Annotated in this window: 16 protein-coding genes; 6 read left to right on the top strand and 10 right to left on the bottom strand. The window is 34.9% G+C overall.

The features are described from left to right. Positions 1–121: 121 nt before the first annotated feature. On the top strand, positions 122–835 hold the full coding sequence (locus AC1RRQ_RS22835) for a LytR/AlgR family response regulator transcription factor (RefSeq protein ID WP_493025324.1): 714 nt from the start codon (positions 122–124) through the stop codon (positions 833–835). Positions 836–837: 2 nt separating this feature from the next. Here the strand turns inward: AC1RRQ_RS22835 and AC1RRQ_RS22830 are convergent, their stop codons facing one another. After that, entirely contained in the window at positions 838–1,773 is a 936-nt protein-coding gene (locus AC1RRQ_RS22830; protein WP_493025322.1) for a DUF6268 family outer membrane beta-barrel protein, read from the bottom strand. Positions 1,774–1,941: 168 nt separating this feature from the next. Continuing rightward, positions 1,942–2,457 (bottom strand): hypothetical protein, encoded by a 516-nt coding sequence (locus AC1RRQ_RS22825; RefSeq protein ID WP_493025320.1) that lies wholly within the window; start codon positions 2,455–2,457, stop codon positions 1,942–1,944. A 188-nt stretch (positions 2,458–2,645) separates the two neighbouring features. On the opposite strand from AC1RRQ_RS22825, the gene AC1RRQ_RS22820 reads away from it, so the two are divergent. The 3 genes from AC1RRQ_RS22820 (at position 2,646) to AC1RRQ_RS22810 (ending at position 6,412) form a co-directional block, all read left to right on the top strand. After that, positions 2,646–4,031, top strand: coding sequence for an MATE family efflux transporter (locus AC1RRQ_RS22820; RefSeq protein ID WP_493025319.1), 1,386 nt, complete (start codon positions 2,646–2,648; stop codon positions 4,029–4,031). Positions 4,032–4,192: 161 nt separating this feature from the next. Further along, positions 4,193–4,420: a DUF8828 family protein gene (locus AC1RRQ_RS22815; protein ID WP_053474023.1), complete on the top strand. Its 228-nt coding sequence runs from the start codon at positions 4,193–4,195 to the stop codon at positions 4,418–4,420. A gap of 48 nt (positions 4,421–4,468) precedes the next feature. Beyond that, on the top strand, positions 4,469–6,412 hold the full coding sequence (locus tag AC1RRQ_RS22810) for an LTA synthase family protein (RefSeq protein ID WP_493025318.1): 1,944 nt from the start codon (positions 4,469–4,471) through the stop codon (positions 6,410–6,412). A 143-nt stretch (positions 6,413–6,555) separates the two neighbouring features. Here AC1RRQ_RS22810 and meaB read toward each other — a convergent pair whose 3' ends face one another. The 5 genes from meaB to AC1RRQ_RS22785 form a co-directional block, all read right to left on the bottom strand. Further along, the gene (gene meaB / locus AC1RRQ_RS22805) at positions 6,556–7,650 is read right to left on the bottom strand and encodes a methylmalonyl Co-A mutase-associated GTPase MeaB (protein WP_493025317.1); all 1,095 of its coding nucleotides are present in this window, start codon (positions 7,648–7,650) and stop codon (positions 6,556–6,558) included. Between the two features lie 278 nt (positions 7,651–7,928). After that, positions 7,929–8,570 (bottom strand): NAD(P)-dependent oxidoreductase, encoded by a 642-nt coding sequence (locus AC1RRQ_RS22800; protein WP_493025316.1) that lies wholly within the window; start codon positions 8,568–8,570, stop codon positions 7,929–7,931. Positions 8,571–8,627: 57 nt separating this feature from the next. Then, a complete protein-coding gene (locus AC1RRQ_RS22795; protein WP_493025314.1) occupies positions 8,628–9,035 on the bottom strand; it encodes an Rrf2 family transcriptional regulator in 408 nt (135 codons plus the stop codon). Positions 9,036–9,188: 153 nt separating this feature from the next. After that, entirely contained in the window at positions 9,189–9,653 is a 465-nt protein-coding gene (locus tag AC1RRQ_RS22790) for a DoxX family protein (RefSeq protein ID WP_493025312.1), read from the bottom strand. A gap of 53 nt (positions 9,654–9,706) precedes the next feature. Next, on the bottom strand, positions 9,707–10,273 hold the full coding sequence (locus AC1RRQ_RS22785; RefSeq protein ID WP_493025311.1) for a Crp/Fnr family transcriptional regulator: 567 nt from the start codon (positions 10,271–10,273) through the stop codon (positions 9,707–9,709). A 105-nt stretch (positions 10,274–10,378) separates the two neighbouring features. Here AC1RRQ_RS22785 and AC1RRQ_RS22780 point away from each other — a divergent pair, with 105 nt between their 5' ends. After that, complete coding sequence (locus AC1RRQ_RS22780) at positions 10,379–11,290, top strand: AEC family transporter (protein ID WP_493025310.1); 912 nt, start codon at positions 10,379–10,381, stop codon at positions 11,288–11,290. Positions 11,291–11,401: 111 nt separating this feature from the next. Continuing rightward, complete coding sequence (locus AC1RRQ_RS22775) at positions 11,402–12,040, top strand: peroxiredoxin (protein WP_493025309.1); 639 nt, start codon at positions 11,402–11,404, stop codon at positions 12,038–12,040. A 163-nt stretch (positions 12,041–12,203) separates the two neighbouring features. On the opposite strand, the gene AC1RRQ_RS22770 is transcribed toward AC1RRQ_RS22775, so the two are convergent. The 3 genes from AC1RRQ_RS22770 to AC1RRQ_RS22760 form a co-directional block, all read right to left on the bottom strand. After that, entirely contained in the window at positions 12,204–14,444 is a 2,241-nt protein-coding gene (locus tag AC1RRQ_RS22770; RefSeq protein WP_493025308.1) for a cation:proton antiporter, read from the bottom strand. A 132-nt stretch (positions 14,445–14,576) separates the two neighbouring features. Further along, complete coding sequence (gene purB, locus AC1RRQ_RS22765) at positions 14,577–15,923, bottom strand: adenylosuccinate lyase (RefSeq protein WP_493025307.1); 1,347 nt, start codon at positions 15,921–15,923, stop codon at positions 14,577–14,579. 135 nt (positions 15,924–16,058) lie between these two features. After that, the gene (locus AC1RRQ_RS22760; protein WP_493025306.1) at positions 16,059–16,760 is read right to left on the bottom strand and encodes an SIR2 family NAD-dependent protein deacylase; all 702 of its coding nucleotides are present in this window, start codon (positions 16,758–16,760) and stop codon (positions 16,059–16,061) included. Between the last annotated feature and the right edge of the window lie 123 nt (positions 16,761–16,883).

The raw sequence follows: 16,883 nt of genomic DNA, 5'->3' as shown, positions 1-16,883 counted from the left end.
CGTTGCGCTCTTTGCGGTTAAATTTTTTAGCCACTCCCGATAGCTATCGGGATACACAGATTGAAGGATTTAAAAAAAAACAAAACCTGAAACAAAGAAAACCTGAAACAAAAACAAGATTATGAACATGAAATGCCTCGTTATAGACGATGAACCTATCGCAAGAAACGGAATCGTAGACTTTATTTCTAAAATTGATTTTCTGGAAACAGCGGGAACTTGTGCCTCGGCATTAGAAGCCACTTCGTACCTTCAGGAAAAGCAAATCGATTTGATGTTCTTGGATATCAATATGCCATATCTAACCGGATTAGAATTTCTGGAATCATTAGAAAAACCGCCTTTGGTGATCTTTACAACCGCCTATTCAGAACATGCTTTAGACGGATATCGTCTTCAGGTTGTAGATTATTTATTAAAACCTATTACATTTCAACGTTTTTATCAGGCTTCTTTAAAAGCCAGACAATGGCATCAAATGATTCATTCTCCAAAACAAAATCAATTAGATCCGTTTTTGTATGTACGTCAGGAAGAAGGATTTCAGAAAATTTCCTGGGTAGATATTTTGTACATCGAAGGAATGCAGAATTATGCTAAACTTCATTTTAAAGAAAAAGTTATTGTAATTCATCAAACCATGATTTCTTTAGAAGAAACACTTCCGGCGGAGATTTTCTTTAGAATTCATAAATCCTTTTTGGTAAACATCACTCATATCGATTCAGTTTCCGGTGGACGATTATTTATAAAAGGACAAGAACTACCCATTTCAAGAACACGCCGTGAGGCATTATTGAAAGAGGTAGTTTATAAAAACTTATTAAGCAGATAGCTCTAGAATTTCCATTTTAGAGCTATTGCTCCATAAAATGTCGTTGTAAATTTAGGGTCGGCCATATCTTTTTCTTTAAAAATATCTTTAATTTTTCTATTGGTAGTAGAAAAATTACGAACCAGCGTAGTTCCTGCAGTAGGTTCCAGAGTCCAATGTTCACCAAACTTAAGCTGAGGTCGTAAACCGGCAATAATTTGCTGATATCCTAACAGTGAAGATTTATTTCCAATTTTAGTTTCGGCTGTCATACCGCTTAATTCTAAAACTGCTTTTAAATCAAAATTATCAGACATTCTGTACCCTACTTCTGCACCTTCTGGAAAAGTAATTTTAAAATGTAAAGCACCTCTGGATTCCCAATTAAAATAAATACCGGGTAATACCATTGGCACACCAAAACTATTGGTTAAAACCGGTCCAACACCCAAAGCCAGATTAGGATTAAATTGTTTGATAAAAAGTACACCTCCTTGTATCAGGACATCATCTGTAGTAATTTCGACCATATCCGTATAAATTCCAACAGAAGCCATTATCAATAAAGACCAGGACGGAGAAATAGAGCGTAAGTGTTTGATACCAACTTGTGCGTTTAATAATTCATTTGGAAATCCACCTTGAAATTCTACGGGAAGATCTTGGATATTGTAGTTTCGGTTTTCCATTCTGGCGTAACTTCCGTTTACAAAAACCGACCAAAGTCTGGGATGATTGTATTGGTCTGTTTCTAAAGAAAGCGGCACCTCAAAAGCAATCTGAGCCCTTTTAAAATTGCTTTCGGCATTTGTTTTGGTGCTGTCCATTGGTCGAACGTATTTAGAAAAAGGAACATAATCGACTTTAAACTCACCTGAAATTCCCGATTGTGATTGTGCAGCAACAGTAACCAATAAAAAAAGGAAAAGCTGCGATAGATAAAAAACTGTTTTGTTCATGATTTCATTAATTTTTCTGCGAATTACCGCGATATAAATCAATCCTAAAAAATCATTTGACTAATGGCAGTTTTGTTTTGACCAATGGTAAAAAATACAAAACCCGGAAGACTATGAAAACTTCCGGGTTTGTTACCAAAAACAAAAAAATAAAATAAACCTTTTCTTTTATAATTTAAAACCATACGCTAAACGAAGCGCCACTTGATTGGTGTTAAATTTGTTGTAGTCCTCATAACGGACACTAATGTCAATGTATTTATTTGCGTACCCAATTCCAGGCGCCCATAAAAAAGTAGTGTCGTCATAACCGTTTGTTACAGCAAAACCGGCACCCACTTCACCCAAAACATAAAATTGATCTTCCCAGATAAAGGCTTTAAAACCTGCTTTTGCCGGAATAAATCCAAGATCTTTTACTTCAACTCCGTTTTGGTCTTTCATAAACAAGTTTGTAAAACCCGTAGTTAACGTCAACGATGTTCTTTTAGATAAATCATATTGTAAACGAACATCTCCACCAAGCGACCATCTGTAATCATTGTCAGTTGGTATTCCACCATTCACACCAAAGCCTAATCTAAAGCCCTGATCGTAATTTGTTGCTTCACTCTCTTGAGCAAAAGTTGTGTTGGAGTATAAAAAAGCGAAAGCAGCTAGGCATATAAACTGTAATTTTCTCATGGCAAATATTTGAATTATTAATAATGTAAAAGTAAAATACAGGCCTTTTGAGGTTGTTATATAATTTTTAGAAATCGTTATATAATATTACGATTAGCTGATTTTACTCTTAAAATTGGCTTATCTTTTTATTAATAGGATAGAATTCCCAGCTTCTGATTATCTTTGCCGACTAAATAAGAATAAAAGTGAATTTAAAGCAGTACACCAAAGAATTTTCATATAATTTAAAACTGGCATATCCCGTAATTTTAGGAATGGTCGGCCATACTTTAATTGGTATAGTCGATAATATAATGGTAGGTAAATTAGGAAGTACAGAACTAGCTGCAGTTTCACTAGGAAACAGTATGATTTTTATTGCCATGTCGCTGGGAATTGGTTTCTCGACGGCAATAACGCCTATTGTAGCCGAAGGTGATGCTGAGAAAAACGATAACAAAATTCGTTCGGCATTTCATCATGGATTGTTTTTATGCACCATTTTAGGTTTAATGCTTTTTGGTGTAATTGTTTTGGCAAAGCCAATAATGGAAATGTTAGACCAGCCGGCAGATGTTATTGCACTTGCAAAACCGTATCTGGATTGGGTTGCCTTTTCTTTGATTCCTTTAATTATGTATCAGGGATACAAACAATTTGCTGACGGAATGTCGTTAACAAAGTATTCTATGTATGCCATGGTTATGGCCAATGTACTTCACGTTGGAATTAACTATGTTTTAATTTACGGAATTTGGATTTTTCCAAAAATGGGAATTATCGGTGCAGCACTTGGTACCGTAATTTCGAGAATATTTTTGGTTATGTTCATGCATATAATGCTTTCTCGTAGAGAAGATTTAAAGCGCTTTTTTAAAGGTTTTAGTTTTGATGAAATTAAAAAAGCAACGATAAAAAAAATAATAAGCATAGGTTTTCCATCGGCCATGCAAATGCTTTTTGAAGTGGTATTATTTACAGCTTCGATCTGGCTTTGCGGTAATATAGGTAAAACCAGTCAGGCGGCGAATCAGATTGCTTTGAGTCTGGCCTCGATGACTTTTATGTTTGCCATGGGATTAAGCGTAACGTCGATGATTAGAGTGAGTAATCAACGCGGATTAAATGACATGAAAAAATTAATTGTCGTGGCGCGTTCTATTTTTTTATTAGCCATTATACTCGAAACGCTTTTTGCCATTCTGTTTATCGTTCTTCATAATTATCTGCCTCATATCTTTTTAAATATGGAAAATACAGGACAGATTCTGGACAATCAGGAAGTAATAGAAATTGCATCTAAACTGCTTTTAATTGCAGCTGTTTTTCAAATTTCTGACGGAATTCAGGTGGTCGTTTTAGGTGCTTTACGCGGCTTACAAGATGTAAAAGTGCCTATGTATATAACATTTGTTGCGTATTGGATCATTGGTTTTCCTATTTCGTATTACTTAGGAGAACATACAGAATTGAAAGCACAAGGAGTTTGGATAGGACTTTTGGCAGGATTAACAGCAGCAGCAATTTTTCTGTATATTCGCTTTCATTTCCTAACCAGGAAATTAATCACAAATTCATCTTCAAATAATTAAATTTGAAGCTTAATTATATTAGCCAAAGATTTTACAGTTTAGCAGTTTTAATGTTAAACGGTTTTAAATAAAAATCCTTTTAATCTGTGTAATCTGCGGCAAAAGAAAACTAGTCTGCAAAGCAGACAAATTATAAAAACTAAAACATAAAATAAATAAAAATGGAATTACCTAAATTTTTACTCGGAGATAATACTGATTTTCCAGATGATATTTTCATCATTCACCTTGATTATCCAAGATTTATAATCAATTTAAAAGACGATGAGGTTGAATTTATGGAAGAAGCCGAAGATCTTGATGAAGCAGAATTAAATGCAGAAATGGAAGGTTTGATCGTTAAGGCAAATGAGTTTTACGACAGAGAAATAAATCGTTACGAAGAATAAAACGCACAGCTGTTCGTCTCACTATCTGTCTAAATATAAAATCATCTAATGAAAAAATTAAGTTATTTAAAACCTATTTTCAATTTTATCTTAATCGGATTATTGATTACAACTTTAAGTAGAATATTTCTGTTTTTTCTTTTTAAAGAAAGAGTAGAGCAGACACCGGATTTCTGGTATATTTTTCCAATCGGTTTACGAATGGATTTAATTTTACTTTGTTACTTGTCATTTCTGCCGGCTGTTTTAATCACTTTTCTGCCAAATAAATGGATTAAGTTTACCAATTCATTTTTGGTAATTTACAGTTTCTTATTTCTGTTTCTGATTCTTTTTGTAGAATTGGCTTCGCCGGATTTTGTAAAACAATACGATACACGACCAAATAAGATTTTCTTAGATTATCTAATTTACCCAAAAGAAGTCGTTGGAATGCTTTTAAAAAGTTACCTGACTTCGATTATTGTGACTTTCTTAATTCTGGGAGTTGTGATTTATTTTGCTTTCAAAAAAGGGAAAAAATACTTTCATACCACAAGTATTGAGTATAAATTAAGGTTGATGCTGTTTCCGTTAGTGGCTTTTTTATTGTTTTTTGGAGCACGCTCTAGTCTTACTTCAAAACGTCCTATCAATGCCAGTAATGCTGTTTTCTCAACAGATCAATTAACGAATACTTTAGGACTGAACTCATTTTACACGGTTGCTTTTGCCGCTTATTCTATTAAGAATGAAGGCAACACCAAAATGTATGGTAAAATGGATGAAGCCGAAGCGATTGCACGTGTAAAAAAATACATGATCGCGGGTCCAAATGATTTTACTGATAAGGAAATTCCGTTTCTTCATGTACAGCAGCCAGATTCTGTTTTAAAGAAACCTTACAATCTGGTGATTTTCCTTCAGGAAAGTTTAGGCGCAGAATATGTTGGTATCTTGGGTGGAAAACCTCTTACACCTGAATTTGATAAATTTTCAAAAGAAGGATTGTTGTTTACCAATTTGTATTGTACAGGAACCAGAAGTGTACGCGGTATTGAAGCTGTTGTAACCGGATTTTTACCATCACCGTCTGAAAGTGTGGTAAAACTTGGAAACTCGCAGCAAGGATTTTTTACACTTGCCGATGCTTTAAAACATAAAGGTTACGATACCAGTTTCATTTACGGCGGAATGGCTAATTTTGATAATATGGCTTCGTTTTTCAACGGAAATGGTTTTACAGATATCGTAGACCAAACCGATTTTGAATCAGACGGAAATAAATATGCTTTCAAGGGAACTTGGGGGTATTCTGATGAAGATTTGGTTACAAAAGCCAATAGTTATTTCAAATCAAAAGGGGATAAACCATTCTTCTCTTTGATGTTCTCGACTTCAAATCACGAACCATTTGAATATCCTGCAGGAAGAATTAAACCTTATGATGCAAAACCGGCAACAGTTAATAATGCTATGAAATATGCCGATTTCGCGATTGGGAAATTCTTCGAAATGGCTAAAAAAGAGGACTATTTCAAGAATACAATTTTCATTGTAATTGCAGATCATAATACAAGAACATACGGTAAAAATTTAGTGCCAATTAACAAATTCCACATTCCGGCATTTATCATGGGACCAGGAGTTCCAAAGGGTGCAGTTTATAATAGACTAGCTAGCCAAATCGATATTCCGCCTACATTATTGAGTTATTTAGGAATTCCTTTTGAAACGCCAATGGTAGGCCGAAACCTTAATAAATTAGATCCAAAAGTACAAGGAAGATCGATTATGCAGTTTAACGATATCAACGCTTTTAGAGTAGAGAATCAAGTTGTTATCATGCAGCCAAATCTAAAACCGCTTCAATTCGAAATTAAAAACGATACCACTTTAATCCCGGTTAAGTTAAATGAAGAATTAGCAAAAGATGCTTTGGCGCATGTAATTACGGCTGGAAATTTATATAAAGAGAATAAGTATAAGCTTAGAGGAAAAGCTTCTAAGTAACTAAGTGGCTAAGGTTCTGAGCTTTTATTTAGATGCTTGTTAACTTTGTCACATTGAGCGAAGTCGAAATGCTTTTGAGTTCTTGATTTTGCTCGAAAAGACAAAAAGGGATAAAAAGCTTAACAACTAAGAACCTTAGAATCTTAGCGACTTTTAGAAAAATATATTTTTAATAAATCAGAAGCGGCTGTAAAAGGTGATATTTCATTATTTTGCACCGCTTTTTTGTTTTGTTCCAATAATGAAATGATTTCAGGTTGACTATAGAAATTTTGTTTCAGCTGTTCGTTGATGGTTTCCATCATCCAAGACAGGTTTTGTTCGTTTCTTTTTTCTTCAAAAAAGCCAGACTCTTTAGTCATTTCAAAATAATCAGAAATCGTATTCCAGATATCCGAAATTCCATCTTTGGTAATCGCACTACAAGTGGTTACTTTTGGCTGCCAGTTGGATCTTTTTGGAGGAAATAAATGCAAAGCACGGTTAAATTCAAGTTTCGCCTGATTCGCTTTTTTTATATTGTCGCCATCAGCTTTATTGATGACAATAGCATCCGCCATTTCCATAATGCCGCGTTTAATGCCTTGAAGTTCATCTCCTGCACCGGAAATTTTCAGTAAAAGAAAAAAGTCAACCATGCTGTGAACAGCGGTTTCGCTTTGTCCCACACCAACAGTTTCAATTATGATGGTATCAAAACCTGCCGCTTCGCATAAAATAATCGATTCGCGGGTTTTACGTGCAACACCGCCTAAATTCTCGCCAGATGCACTCGGACGAATAAAAGCATTTTCGTCTTTTACCAGTTCTTCCATTCGGGTTTTATCGCCTAAAATACTTCCGTGAGAAATGGAACTGCTGGGATCAACGGCCAAAATAGCCGCTTTTTTTCCTGTTTGGGTAAGATAAGTTCCAAAAGCTTCAATAAAAGTACTTTTTCCAACTCCGGGAACTCCTGTAATTCCTATTCGAACCGACTTGTTTGCGTGTGGCAGACAGCCGTTTATAATTTCGTTAGCTTTTGCTGCATGTTCAGGATTGGTACTTTCAATTAATGTTATAGCGCGGCTTAAAGCAGTTCTGTTTCCGGAAAGGATTCCAGAGATTAATTCGCTGGAGCTAGGCTGCTGTCTGCGTTTATTTTTAATTTGATTGATAGCCGAGACATTGGTGATTTCAGGAGATGAAATTCCAGCTTTTTCAGTTAAACTGCCCGACTGTTTTTTGAAACTTGACAAAGTATTTTTTTAATATGTAAAAGTACTGAAAACAAAAACAGTTTCAAAAAGTTAGTTTGCCACTAATTACACGATTTTGCTTTTCTCTTTTTGTCATCCTGAGCGAAGTCGAAGGATCTTCACTAGAGACTCCGCAATCAAAATAGACAAGCTTTGTCAAACTGCTTGCGAAGATCCTTCCTTCGTCTGGATGACAAAAATGCGGTGAAAAATTCGTGAATTCGTGGCAAAAAACCTTAGCAACTTAGAACCTTAGTATCTCAGAGCCTTAAAAAAAATTAATAAGCTGCTGTAAAACGAACCTGGTGATGCTTAGGGGTTTCAGTTTCATCTGCAATTGCAACAGCTAAATCTTCTACAGATAAGATGCTTCTTTGATCGTCATTAAAAACCGGGTTATCTAAGCCTAAGCGGTATTTTCCTGTTCTTCCTGTTGTAATGCCGTGGTGCATTTCGAAAGCAGGACTAAAAAACGCCCAGTCAAGATCTTTTTCTTCTTTTAAGATATTTAAATAATCTCTCGCTGCAGTTGCTCCGGCATAAAATTCTTTTGGGAAATCAGGCGTATCAACTGCTTGTAAACCCGGAGCAACAAATAAACTTCCTGCGCCGCCAATTGTGATAAAACGTTTTACGCCAGATTTTTTTACAGCTTCCTGAATTGCTTTTGATCCCGCAATAAAATCATCATAAATGTTAGGATTGGTCCATCCTGAATTATACGCATTGATAACAGCATCGTTTCCTTTTAAGATTTCTGCCAATTCGTCTACATTAAAAATGTCAGCACTTTTCCAAGTAACATTCGTTGTGTTTTTTGGGTTTCTGGCAATGGCAGTAATATCATGTTTTCTGTCTGCTAATTCGTTTAAGATTGCTGAGCCAACAAATCCGGTAGCTCCAATGATTGCGATTTTCATAATATATAAATTTATTTAGTAATAAAAAATGTTACAGTTTTGGATAAAAAAATAGTTTTAAAATTGGTTCGAAAAATCTTCAAGAGAAATTTCTTGCAATTGAGCGCTTACTTTTTGATTCATGTCAGCATATAAATTGGCCAGATTTTGGTTGATTTTTTTCCCAACCGGACAATCTGGATTAGGCGTATTTTTAGCATACCCTAAGTTAATACTTTCAAATGTCATTTCAAAAATTTCTTTCAGACTCAATTTTGATGCATCTATGGCCAGTTTTGTACCGCCATTTTTTCCTTCTTTACTCTCTACAATATGATGTGCTTTTAGGTTTGCGATTTCTTTTCGCACTAAAACCGGATTCAAATTAATACTCCCGGCAATATACTCAGATGATAAATAATCATTTGGGTACTTTGTCAGCAAAGTGAGAATGTGAATCGTTATGGCAAACTTACCTGAAATCATACTGTAATAAAATATGTTACAAATGTAAGCAGTTTTTTGGAATAAAAAATATTTTTAACTAAAAATTAATTCCTTTTGTTTCAGTATGTGGTAAAAGCGAGGCAGAAGAAAATGCACAACATTCAAATAAATGATGTGCATTTTCGGGATGAACTATTTGGTTTTTGATTGATTTCTGATAGAAGAAAAATAAACCCAGGTTATAAAAAGTAACTGCAACGGAATTCTAAACCATAAGTAAGAGATTCCTTTTCCGGTATAGTCAGCACTTTGTAAATTTATATTATGACAGGCAGCGTAAATATTGGCAGGAAGCAGCAATATAAAAAATAGTATAAGAAGCTTTCCTGCAAGTAATCTCGTTTTCGGAATCAAGAGCGCCAGAGCGCCTATAATTTCGATTATTCCGGTAATGTATACAATTGCTGTTGGCCAAGGCAGAAATGAAATCATCATGGCCATTCCTTTGACAAATACAAAATGACTTATGGCAGTAAATACAAGCATGACTGACATGGCAATTCTGCCTGCCAGAGAAATTTCAAATCTTTTGGTTATAAGCTTTATAATAAGCAGCGAAATTGTAAAAGTCCCTAATAACACAATTAAAGTTTCCATATCTTTTTTATGCAAAGTTGCACTGTAATGGAACCCGAAACAATGAACCTGGGTTAATAAATTCGTTTTCTTATCCTGCTTAAAGCCTGTGGCGTAATGCCAATATAAGAGGCCAGATATTTTTGAGGAATTTTTTGAATGAGTTCAGGTCGTTCTGTAAACAAATTGCGATATCGCTGTTCTGCAGAATCATTAAGGAGCGAAAGTTCCCGTTTTGATTTTTTTAGAAATAATCCTTCGCTTGCATAACGGCCAATGGTATTTCCAATTTTTGTTTTGGCATAAATATCTTGTAAATCAGTATACGATATTTGCCAAAGTATCGTATCAGCAAGTGCTTCAACGGTATAATTTGCGGGTAATCTGGTAATAAACGAATCGTAAGCACTTGTAAATTCGCCGTCAAAAACAAACGCAAAAGTGAGATCATTATCTTCTCTGGGAATATAATATCTTACCAATCCTTTTTCTATAAAAGACAAATAATTTTCAATTTGACCTATTTTGAGTAAAGGCATTTTTTTTGAAAATTCACGGCGTATGAGCTTAGACGAAAAAATAGTCCATTCTTCATCTGAAAGTTTCGCCATTCGCTCCATATTGTCTCTTATCTGCTGCATTGATTTTTTAAATTAATAGATTAAAAATAACAAAAATCTCAGAGAAGGTGTAATTTGTTTTATACATCTGTTTATAAATACCTATTTTTGCGTTGAAGCCTTGATATGAACAACTTTATTATAATATTCTTCTTTTTATTTTTAGGATTGCTTTTGCAAAATGTAAAGCGGTTTCCAACCCATATTTACAAAAGCATAAATAAAATTGTCATTTATTTATGCCTCCCGGCCATTACCTTATATCATATTCCGAAAATAAAATGGAGCAATGAATTGTTATTTCCAATAGGAGCAGGGTGGATTAGTTTTTTATTGGCTTTTGTATTTTTTCATTTTTTAGGAAGAAGATTAGGCTGGTCTAATAAACTTATTGGATGTTTGGTTTTAACAGCAGGATTAAGCAATTCGTCTTTTTTGGGTTATCCAATTATTGAAGCTTTATTTGGGAAAAAAGGTTTAGAAACGGCTGTTTTGGTCGATCAGCCGGGCACTTTTGTTGTGGTTTCAACTCTGGGCGTTTTTGTAGCGGCTTTTTATTCAAAAGGAAGTCCGGATGCCTTGAGCATTTTCAAGAAAATAATTCTATTTCCGCCTTTTATCACTTTTGTAGTTTCTTGTTTAATGAATATTTTAGATTATGATCTGGATGTAAATATTCAATCGATATTACTAAAATTAGGAAGTTTGGTTACACCTTTGGCTTTATTCTCCGTTGGTTTGCAGCTTACTTTTAATCGAAGAAGCCGTCATTGGAAGTTTCTAAGACTCGGGCTTTTCTTCCGTCTTATCATAACGCCTCTGATCATTTTTATTTTATATGTGTTTATTTTTAACCAGCGATCCGAAGCTATAAAAATCACCATTATAGAAATTGCAATGGCGCCCATGATCACAGGCGCAATCCTCGCTTCGACTTATGGTTTAAAACCAAAATTAAGCAGTATGATGATTGGTTTTGGAATTCCTATTTCGTTTGTAACCCTTGCCATTTGGTACTTTGTCGTAAGTTTTATTTAACTTAGAATACTAATTATACAGGTTAAATAGAATTTTAACTTTTTTTTAGAAATTGAATGTTTTCTAAATGCATTTTTTAGTTAATTTTAGAGGAACTAAAAAATATAAATTATGTCAACATTAAGATTAGGCGATATAGCTCCGGATTTTCATGCAGAAACCACACAAGGGCCAATTAATTTTCATGAGTGGTTAGGAGATTCATGGGGTGTTTTATTTTCGCATCCAGCAGATTTTACTCCCGTTTGTACAACTGAATTAGGAACTGTAGCGAATTATGTTCCTGAATTTACCAAAAGAAATACTAAAGTGATTGCTTTGAGTGTTGATGGTTTGGAATCACATAAAGAATGGATCAAAGACATTAACGAAACTCAAAATACAGTAGTTAATTTTCCAATTATTGCCGATGAAGATAAAAAAGTAGCTAATTTATACGATATGCTTCATCCCAATGCTAGTGATAAGTTTACAGTTCGTTCTGTTTTTGTTATCGGACCAGATAAAAAAATCAAATTAACTTTAACTTATCCAGCTTCAACAGGAAGAAATTTTGACGAATTGCTTCGTGTAATCGACAGTTTGCAATTAACAGCAAATTACAGCGTTGCCACTCCGGCAAACTGGAAAGATGGTGAAGATGTAGTAATTGCTCCTGCCATTCCAGATAGTGATATTCCTGCTAAATTCCCAAAAGGACATACTCCAATCAAACCTTACTTACGCTTGACTCCACAGCCAAATAAGTAATTTTTTTTTGAAGGGTCTAAGATACTAAGGCGCTAAGATGCTAAGAATTCTATTTGAAAACTTAACAGCTTAGCGCCTTAATTTTTTAAAAACTTTAGCAACTCAGCTCTTAAAAAAAATCTTAGCATCTAAGTCGCTTAGTAACTTAGAAGCTAAAAAAAAACTATCTATTCGCTCGAATTAACTCCGTCATTTTCTTTTTATCTCCAACGACCCAGATAATATCGTTTGGCTGTAGAATTAAGCTGGATTCAGGATTTAGAATACGATTTCCGTTTCTTTCAATTCCCACAACCAGTCCGCCGGTTTTTCCTCTAAATTGTCCAATACTTTTTTGAATAAATTCTTCTTGAGAAACTTCAAGCTGGCGAAGAACAATATCTGTTTCTTCTACTTTTTGCGGCGCTTCGGTTTCGTTTTGGTTTAAAAACTTTGTAAACTCCGTAATTTGAGCATCGGTACCAATTACGCAGATTTCGTCTCCGGGAAATAAACGTTCGGTTTTGGTAGGAATCGGGATTATTACTTCGCCTCTTTTAATGTAGGCAATATTAATTCCTAATTGTTCCCGAATCCTTAATTCTTCTAATGTTTTACCCACTAAATTCGATTCTTTTCCTATATCAAAAAACGACATGTGACCGTCCCATGGCATTAAGTTGGCATATCTTCTGTCGATTTTTTTGTTTTCACGATCGTTTAGATTCTTTAAAAAGTGACTTTCGATTCTATGGTATTGTTCGTTTAATTTTTTAGGGAAAAGCTGATAAGCTCCAATGGCAATAATCAGGGCCACAAATGCGACTAAAGGCGAGAAGAAGATATTCAGTAAGAAACCAATAAAAAACAATCCAAGGCTCATTCTGATTAAAATAAGCATCAAAAGAGCGCCTCTATATTTACGTTCTTCCCAGAGTGCTTCTACTTCATCAACCTTAACACGACGCAGTGAAAGCGCCCATAAAAACGGAGCAATTACAACTAAAGTGATAAGTGCAGCTAAAGTGTTTCCAAATCGGGTATCAGCCACTAAAGGCGCTACAAATTTTGATGACAATAAAACAATTGCCATAATAATGATGGTATGCAGTACAATTTGTGTGATAGAAGATCTCAGTACAATCTGCCAGGTACTAACAGATTTAATGGCTTGTGCATTGACACTGTATCGATTAATATTTTTAACCCATCGTTTAGGCATTTTTTGTTCTAAAAACTGCGCAAAAGTTTCGGAATATTTAATTAAAAACGGAGTGGTAAAGGTTGTAATGGCAGAAACGGCAACAATTATAGGATATAAAAAATCGCTTGTCACTTTTAATGTCATACCCAATGTGGCAATAATAAAAGAGAATTCCCCAATTTGTGCTAAACTCATTCCGGTTTGAACAGATTGTTTTAAAGGCTGACCAGAAATTAAAGCGCCTATAGAAGAGCTAAATGCTTTTCCGAAAATGGTTAAAAGTGTAATTAAAGCAACCGGAAGTGCATACGTAACCAAAGTTTCCGGATTAATTAGCATTCCCACAGATACAAAGAAAACGGCTCCAAATAAATCTTTTACGGGCTGAATTAAATGTTCTATTTTTTCGGCCATTGTGGTTTCAGCAATAATAGAACCCATGATAAAAGCTCCTAAAGCTGGAGAGAAACCAACTTTTGCAGCGAAAACGACCATCATTAAACATAATGCTAATGAAATGATCAAAAGCATCTCGTCAGTTAAAAGATGTTTGGCTTTTTTGAAGATGGTTGGAATAATAAAGATGCCACCCAAGAACCAGATAATTAAAAAGAAAACCAGTTTTAAAACGGATTGCAATAATTCGCCCCCAGAAACCTGATCGCTTACTGCAATTGTCGATAATAAAACGAGCATTAAGATCGCTACAATATCTTCAACAATAAGGGCTCCAAATACAATCCCAACGAACTTTTTTCCTTTTACACCCAATTCATCAAAAGCTCTGATAATAATGGTTGTGGAGGAAATCGAAAGCGTTGCACCCAGAAAAATACTATCCATTTTTCCCCAGTCCATCCATTGCCCGACACAATAACCAATTATGGTCATGAACAAAATCTGGGTTATTGCGGTGACGGAGGAAGTACCGCCTACTTTCATTAGTTTCTTAAAACTAAATTCGAGTCCTAAACTAAATAATAAAAAGATAACCCCAATTTCAGCCCAGACTTCAACACTTTTCATGTCGGTTATAGAAGGGAAGAAATCAAAGTGGTTTCCGGCGAGGAATCCTGCAATCAGGTATCCTAAAACCAAAGGCTGCTTCATTTTTTTAAATAAGAGAACTGCAATTCCGGCAGTCATCAAAATTAATCCCAAGTCGCTGATTAAGGGTTGTAGGTGGTGTGTAGTTTCGGCAGCGGCATTTAAGGCAATCATAAAGTGGTATCGTTTTCAGGAGCAAAGCCCAGCTTTTCAATTCCAAATGAAATCCACTAAACTGCTCCGGTTAAATAAAAAAAGCTATCTCGATAAAGATAGCTTTTTTTGACAAAATATTTTAGTTTTTCTTTAAATTCCTGTGTAATTGCTAGGAGTTATCTGCATTAATTCAGCTCTAACAGCGTCAGAAACTTCTAAAGTTGCAATGAAATTATGAATCGCATTTTTATCAATTGCTTCATTCGTTCTTGTCAAGCCTTTTAATGCTTCATACGGATTTGGATATGCTTCACGACGCAAAATGGTCTGAATAGCTTCTGCCACAACCGCCCAGTTTTTCTCTAAATCTTCAGCAAATTTACCTTCGTTTAAAAGCAATTTGTTTAAACCTTTTAAAGAAGCTTCAAAAGCAATAATAGTGTGCCCCATTGGAACGCCAATATTACGTAAAACAGTACTGTCAGTTAAATCACGCTGTAATCTCGAAATTGGAAGTTTAGCAGCCAGATGTTCAAAAATAGCATTTGCAATTCCTAAATTTCCTTCTGAATTTTCAAAATCAATAGGGTTTACTTTATGCGGCATTGCAGATGAACCAATTTCGCCTGCTTTGATTTTTTGTTTAAAGTAATCCATAGAAACATACGTCCAGATATCACGATCTAAATCGATAATGATATTGTTGATTCTTTTTAAACCATCAAAAAAGGCTGCGAAATGGTCGTAATGCTCGATTTGAGTTGTTGGAAATGAATGGTGTAACCCTAAATCAGATTCAACAAATTTATTTCCGAATTGTTTCCAGTCAATTTGCGGATACGCTACATGGTGTGCATTGAAGTTTCCTGTTGCACCGCCAAATTTAGCTGCAAACGGAACGTTGAACAACAAACGCATCTGCTCTTCTAAACGCTCTACAAAAACCAGGATTTCTTTTCCTAAACGAGTAGGAGAAGCTGGTTGTCCGTGCGTACGAGCCAGCATTGGAATGGCTGCCCATTCTACGCTTAATTCTTTTAATTTAGAAATTAAAGCAATTAAAGATGGCATGTAAACCTGCTCGAAAGCGTCTTTTGTAGAAAGCGGAATAGCCGTATTATTAATATCCTGAGATGTTAATCCGAAGTGAATAAACTCTTTGTATTGAGATAAACCCAGTTTTTCAAAAGCATCTTTAATAAAGTATTCAACTGCTTTTACGTCGTGGTTGGTTACTTTTTCTGTTTCTTTAATCCAAAGTGCATCCTCGGTAGAGAAATTTTTGTAGATATTTCTTAAGCTCTCGAATAAATCTGAATTTACGCCAGAAAGCTGTGGTAATGGAATTTCGCATAAAGCGATGAAATATTCAATTTCAACTAATACGCGATATTTTATTAAAGCTTCTTCTGAAAAGAAAGGTGCTAAATTTTGAGTTTTATTTCTATATCTTCCATCAATTGGTGATATAGCATTCAATTTGTTTAGAGTAGTCATTGTTATGTTGTTTTTCGAAAGGTGCAAATATAGGTGATTGTTAAAACTTCTGAAAATTACTGAAGCTTTATTATGGACTAACTTTCAATTTAAATAATGGTTTTGAAGATTTTACCCCAAAAACCATTGCTGGATTTATGATATGTTTTCTAATTCAAATAATTTTTGTCTCATTTCTGCAACACCTTCGGTAGCCGTTTTGGCAATCACTTCTACTTTGTTGCTGCTATTAGGAATTGAAATAGGTTTTGGATCAATATAAAAAATAGGGGTAATACTGTAAGTATACGAAACCAATCCTGCAGCAGGATAAACCTGAAGCGAAGTCCCGATAACGGCAAAATAATCGGCATTTTCTACCAGAGGAATAGCTTCTTCAAGGGCTGGAACCTGTTCTCCAAACCAAACAATATGCGGGCGTAATTGGTGTCCGTTTTCATCTAAATCCCCAGTGAACAAATCATCTGTCCAATCTAAAATTAAGTTGTGATTTTGGGTGCTTCGAACTTTTAACAATTCGCCGTGCAAATGCAAAACGTTGGTACTTCCTGCACGTTCATGCAAATCGTCTACATTTTGAGTAATAATATAAACATCAAAATCTTTTTCTAATTCGGCCAAAATCTGGTGTCCCAAATTTGGACTTACTTCTTTCAGCTGCTGGCGTCTTTTATTGTAAAAATCCAAAACCAGTTCCTGGTTTTTGTGCCAGCCTTCGGGAGTTGCCACTTCCATTACATCATGTCCTTCCCATAAACCATCGCTGTCACGAAATGTTTTAATACCGCTTTCGGCACTAATTCCTGCGCCGGTTAAAACCACAAGTTTCTTTTTCATTCTTATTTCAATTAAAAGATAAAAATAGCAATTTCAAAAATGGAAGGCTTACTTACAAGGTTCTTTTTTAAATAATTTTGAGAGAAATAAACCGTACTTATACTTATTGTTTTGACTTTGCAA

This window comes from Flavobacterium sp. GW821-FHT12A05 (assembly GCF_058807735.1).
Note: the sequence above shows the minus strand (reverse complement) of the source record. Positions and strands in the feature narration are given on the sequence as shown.

Excerpts from the sequence above, each read along its gene's own strand:
- AC1RRQ_RS22780 (WP_493025310.1), top strand. The coding sequence starts at position 10,379 with ATGAACAACTTTATTATAATATTCTTCTTTTTATTTTTAGGATTGCTT.
- AC1RRQ_RS22830 (WP_493025322.1), bottom strand. The coding sequence starts at position 1,773 with ATGAACAAAACAGTTTTTTATCTATCGCAGCTTTTCCTTTTTTTATTG.
- AC1RRQ_RS22815 (WP_053474023.1), top strand. The coding sequence starts at position 4,193 with ATGGAATTACCTAAATTTTTACTCGGAGATAATACTGATTTTCCAGAT.
- AC1RRQ_RS22835 (WP_493025324.1), top strand. The coding sequence starts at position 122 with ATGAACATGAAATGCCTCGTTATAGACGATGAACCTATCGCAAGAAAC.
- AC1RRQ_RS22760 (WP_493025306.1), bottom strand. The coding sequence starts at position 16,760 with ATGAAAAAGAAACTTGTGGTTTTAACCGGCGCAGGAATTAGTGCCGAA.
- AC1RRQ_RS22785 (WP_493025311.1), bottom strand. The coding sequence starts at position 10,273 with ATGCAGCAGATAAGAGACAATATGGAGCGAATGGCGAAACTTTCAGAT.
- AC1RRQ_RS22790 (WP_493025312.1), bottom strand. The coding sequence starts at position 9,653 with ATGGAAACTTTAATTGTGTTATTAGGGACTTTTACAATTTCGCTGCTT.
- AC1RRQ_RS22825 (WP_493025320.1), bottom strand. The coding sequence starts at position 2,457 with ATGAGAAAATTACAGTTTATATGCCTAGCTGCTTTCGCTTTTTTATAC.
- AC1RRQ_RS22775 (WP_493025309.1), top strand. The coding sequence starts at position 11,402 with ATGTCAACATTAAGATTAGGCGATATAGCTCCGGATTTTCATGCAGAA.
- AC1RRQ_RS22810 (WP_493025318.1), top strand. The coding sequence starts at position 4,469 with ATGAAAAAATTAAGTTATTTAAAACCTATTTTCAATTTTATCTTAATC.
- AC1RRQ_RS22795 (WP_493025314.1), bottom strand. The coding sequence starts at position 9,035 with ATGATTTCAGGTAAGTTTGCCATAACGATTCACATTCTCACTTTGCTG.
- purB (WP_493025307.1), bottom strand. The coding sequence starts at position 15,923 with ATGACTACTCTAAACAAATTGAATGCTATATCACCAATTGATGGAAGA.
- AC1RRQ_RS22800 (WP_493025316.1), bottom strand. The coding sequence starts at position 8,570 with ATGAAAATCGCAATCATTGGAGCTACCGGATTTGTTGGCTCAGCAATC.
- AC1RRQ_RS22770 (WP_493025308.1), bottom strand. The coding sequence starts at position 14,444 with ATGATTGCCTTAAATGCCGCTGCCGAAACTACACACCACCTACAACCC.